The following is a 3,858-nucleotide window of genomic DNA, read 5'->3' on the forward strand; positions in this document are numbered from 1 at the left end:
GCGCCTGCCTTGGCCAGCTCCAGCGCGATTTCCTTGCCGATGCCGCTCGCGGCGCCCGTGACGACTGCGGTCTTGCCGCTCAGATCTGCTGCCATGTCCGTCTCCTCCCGTTGTCGGATCGATAAAACACGCGCCCGCCGTATCCGCGCTCATCGCGAAATCGTATCGGCGTGCCAGCCGTCATTGTGCACGATCGGCCCCGCCGTTCGCGCGCAAAACGTCTAAGCTTAAGGTCGATTCCGTTCGACAGGAGGTTCTCATGCACTATCGACGGCTAGGCCGCTCCGGCCTGCAGATCAGCGAGCTTTCCCTCGGTTCGTGGGTGACGTACGGCAATCAGGTCGACCAGCGGGTCGCGCGCGAATGCCTCGCCGCGGCCCGCGATGCGGGCGTCAATTTCTTCGACAACGCCGAAGTCTACGCCGGCGGCAAGTCCGAGGAAATCATGGGCCACGCGCTCAAGTCGCTCGACTGGCCGCGCATCAGCTATATCGTGTCCACGAAGTTCTTCTGGGGGCTCGCGGAAGCCCCGAACCAGTACCACACGCTGAACCGGAAATACCTGCTGAACGCGATCGACGGCTCGCTGCGCCGGCTGCAGCTCGACTATGTCGACCTCGTCTATTGCCATCGGCCTGATCCGCATACGCCGATCGAGGAAACCGTGTGGGCGATGAGCGACATGATCGTGCGCGGCAAGGCGCTGTACTGGGGCACGTCGGAATGGAGCGCCGACGAGATCCGCGCGGCGTGCGAGATCGCCGAGCGGCATCATCTGCACAAGCCGGTCGTCGAGCAGCCGCAGTACAACCTGTTCCACCGCACCCGGGTCGAACAGGAATATGCGCGGCTCTACGACGATTACGGTCTCGGCCTCACGACCTGGAGCCCGCTGGCGTCGGGACTGCTCACCGGCAAGTACCGCAACGGCGTGCCGGCCGGCAGCCGTGCGCAGTTGCAGGGCTACGACTGGATGCGCGAACGCCTGACCGATCGAAGCGCCAACGACATCGTCGAACGGCTCGGTGAGATTGCAGCCGAACTCGGCTGCAATACCGGCCAATTGGCAATCGCATGGGTGCTCGCGAATCCGCGCGTGAGTTCGGTCATCACGGGCGCATCACGGGTGGACCAGATCGGCGACAACATGCGCGCGCTCGACGTTGCCGCGAAGCTGACGCTGGACGTGAAGCAACGCATCGAGGCGGTGGTCGGCGACGCATACGAGTAAGGCGACTCACGGCCACTCGCGTACAATACGCGGCCTCGGCACCCGGCCTGACGGCCGCGCACGATCCGCTTTCATCGATTCACCTTTCGTTTCAGGCAGCCCGCCATGCTCAGTTATCGTCACGGTTTTCACGCAGGCAACCACGCGGACGTGCTCAAGCACGCCGTCGTCGTCCAGCTGCTGCGCTACCTGAACAAGAAAGACAAATCGTACTGGTACATCGATACGCACGCAGGTGCCGGCGTGTACTCGCTGCGCGACGGTTATGCCGCGAAGACGTCGGAATTCGATACCGGCATCGGCCGGCTGTGGAACGAAAAGAACCTGCCTGAGGCGCTGGGCGACTACGTGGATGAAGTCCGCGCGCTGAACGCCGACGGCGAACTGCACTTCTATCCCGGCTCCCCGTACATCGCATGGCGGTCGATGCGCGAGCAGGATCGGATGCGCCTGTTCGAAATGCACACGACGGAAATCGATGTGCTGCGCCACAATTTCCGCGACGCGGGGCGACGCGCGATGATCTTCGCCGGCGACGGCTTCGAAGGTATCAAGGCGCTGCTGCCGCCGCCGCCGCGACGTGCACTCGTACTGATCGATCCGTCCTACGAGGACAAGAAGGATTACGCCCGCGTGGTGAGTTGCATGACGGAATGCCTGAAGCGTTTCGCGACCGGCTGCTATGCAATCTGGTACCCGCAGGTCACGCGGCTGGAATCGCAGCGCTTTCCCGAACAGTTGAAGCGCCTTCAACCGAACAACTGGCTGCACCTTACGCTGACGATATCGAATCCGCCGACCGACGGACTGGGCCTCTACGGCAGCGGGATGTTCATCCTGAATCCGCCGTATACGCTCGCTCAGAGCATGAAAGAGGTACTGCCCTACCTGGTCGAGATGCTGGGCCAGGATAGCGGTGCCCGCTGTCAGATCGAGCACCGCGGAAACTGATCGGGCGACTGGTCGTTACGGCTGCGGTCTCGGCGCGAGCCTCGGCTGCCCGCTCCAAGCGGGAACATTGATATACGGCGCGACGAACAGCGGAACCGACGTGTTCGGCGCCTGCCCGGCCGGGGCCCGCATGCCTGCGGGCTCGACGATCGGCTCCGACGACAACGGTGCCGTCTGCAACACCAACCCGCCCTTGCCGTCCTGGATGCCGCGCTGCGTATCGAGAACGAGCGGCCTGGACGACGTCGCGGCACCGGCCGCGAGGCCATGAACGAGCACGGCCGCGCCCAGAACGAGACGCGCGCGAGCACTACGACGCACATCGACACGCAAACGCATGATCGTGTCCTTCAGGATGAAAAGCAGGTCCATACCATAGCGCTGCGCCGACGATTTCGCCAGATCCGGCGCACAAAAAAACAAAGCCCCGTCAATACGGGGCTTGCTTGTCGTTCGGTGCCGCTCGGCACCTGACGGTGACTCCGATTACAGCGAGTAGCCGTTGGTTTCGAGCGAGCGGATGCGGCTCTCGAGCTGGACGATGTCCGACGACGTGGCGAGGTAGGCCTCACGGCGCTCACGTTCTGCGGATTCGAACCAGTTGCTCAGCTTTTCGACGATGTAGGCGATCATGACGTTCTCCAAGGAAGAGGGACCCCTGGTGAATCGAAATTCAGGGATTTCCCGTATAGGGTTATCCCGAATTATAGCGATGCCGCACCAAGATGCTAGTGAAATACTCGCATGGAGACCATTCCAATTCGGAATGGAGACAGCCACGCTGCCCATAACTTATTGATTTTTAATGATGTTGAGTTTGAGCCCGTTTTGAGACTCGAAGGCCTGCACTAATTTGGTTCACCGACGGGGTCGGCCAGGCGCGCCAAAATCGGGCATTCGGGCCGCCCGTCACCATGGCAGTGCGCGGCCAGATCGACCAATGTGTCGCGCATGTCGCTCAGTTCCGCGATGCGTTTGTCGAGTTCGGCCACGTGCTCAAGAGCGATCGATTTCACTTCGGCGCTGGCGCGGGAGCGATCCTGCCAGAGCATCAGCAGCTTGCGAATGTCCTCGACGAGAAAGCCGAGTCGTCTCGCCTGGCGGATGAACCGCAAGATATGAATTTCGTCCGCACCGTAGATCCGGTAGCCGGCATCGCTACGCTTGCTCGGCGCAAGAAGGCCGACTTGTTCGTAGTACCGGATCATCTTCGCGCTGACTCCGGATTCGCGCGACGCGTCGCCGATATTCATTCCTCCGCCCTCTTCATCAAGTCCAGGTTTCGAACACGAACGTCGACGGATACTCGCGTCGACGACACTTCGATCGTATCAAATCACGGGGTTTCGTTCCGAGGGAGGACTTGGCACGCAGCAGAAACGTAGATGACCGATCTGGCGCGCTCGCGGTTGGATTACGAGGAATGAGCGCGCATCACCGCGTGCTTTTTCTTGGCGCCGAAATGCAAAAACCCCCGCCTTTCGGGCGGGGGTTCTTGGCTTAGGGAGCCTGACGATTACCTACTTTCACACGGGAATCCGCACTATCATCGGCGTAGAGTCGTTTCACGGTCCTGTTCGGGATGGGAAGGGGTGGGACCGACTCGCTATGGTCATCAGGCAAAGGGGGTTGTTGCGTTGCTTCGCAGCGCAACCAATCTTGGAAGAAGCAGTAAT

General features: G+C 61.4%; 6 protein-coding genes and 1 rRNA gene. 2 read left to right on the plus strand and 5 right to left on the minus strand.

From position 1 onward, the window contains the following. On the minus strand, window positions 1–95 hold a 95-nt coding region (locus WT97_RS34435), incomplete at its 3' end, for an SDR family NAD(P)-dependent oxidoreductase (RefSeq protein WP_124496677.1). Between the two features lie 164 nt (window positions 96–259). Here WT97_RS34435 and WT97_RS31335 point away from each other — a divergent pair. Together WT97_RS31335 and WT97_RS31340 are read left to right on the plus strand one after the other, a co-directional pair. Further along, entirely contained in the window at window positions 260–1,231 is a 972-nt protein-coding gene (locus WT97_RS31335) for an aldo/keto reductase (protein WP_060355087.1), read from the plus strand. 105 nt (window positions 1,232–1,336) lie between these two features. Further along, complete coding sequence (locus WT97_RS31340) at window positions 1,337–2,182, plus strand: 23S rRNA (adenine(2030)-N(6))-methyltransferase RlmJ (RefSeq protein WP_059499817.1); 846 nt, start codon at window positions 1,337–1,339, stop codon at window positions 2,180–2,182. 15 nt (window positions 2,183–2,197) lie between these two features. Here the strand turns inward: WT97_RS31340 and WT97_RS31345 are convergent, their stop codons facing one another. The 4 genes from WT97_RS31345 to rrf all read right to left on the minus strand — a co-directional run bounded on the left by WT97_RS31345 (window position 2,198) and on the right by rrf (window position 3,802). After that, on the minus strand, window positions 2,198–2,554 hold the full coding sequence (locus tag WT97_RS31345; RefSeq protein ID WP_179949350.1) for a hypothetical protein: 357 nt from the start codon (window positions 2,552–2,554) through the stop codon (window positions 2,198–2,200). Window positions 2,555–2,668: 114 nt separating this feature from the next. Continuing rightward, a complete protein-coding gene (locus WT97_RS33865) occupies window positions 2,669–2,815 on the minus strand; it encodes a DUF3563 family protein (RefSeq protein WP_006478295.1) in 147 nt (48 codons plus the stop codon). Window positions 2,816–3,030: 215 nt separating this feature from the next. Next, window positions 3,031–3,435: a Cu(I)-responsive transcriptional regulator gene (gene cueR / locus WT97_RS31350; protein ID WP_059499818.1), complete on the minus strand. Its 405-nt coding sequence runs from the start codon at window positions 3,433–3,435 to the stop codon at window positions 3,031–3,033. Between the two features lie 254 nt (window positions 3,436–3,689). Continuing rightward, window positions 3,690–3,802, minus strand: a 5S ribosomal RNA gene (rrf, locus tag WT97_RS31355). Window positions 3,803–3,858: the final 56 nt, after the last annotated feature.

This window comes from Burkholderia sp. MSMB1459WGS, from assembly GCF_001534535.1.
Classification (GTDB): domain Bacteria; phylum Pseudomonadota; class Gammaproteobacteria; order Burkholderiales; family Burkholderiaceae; genus Burkholderia.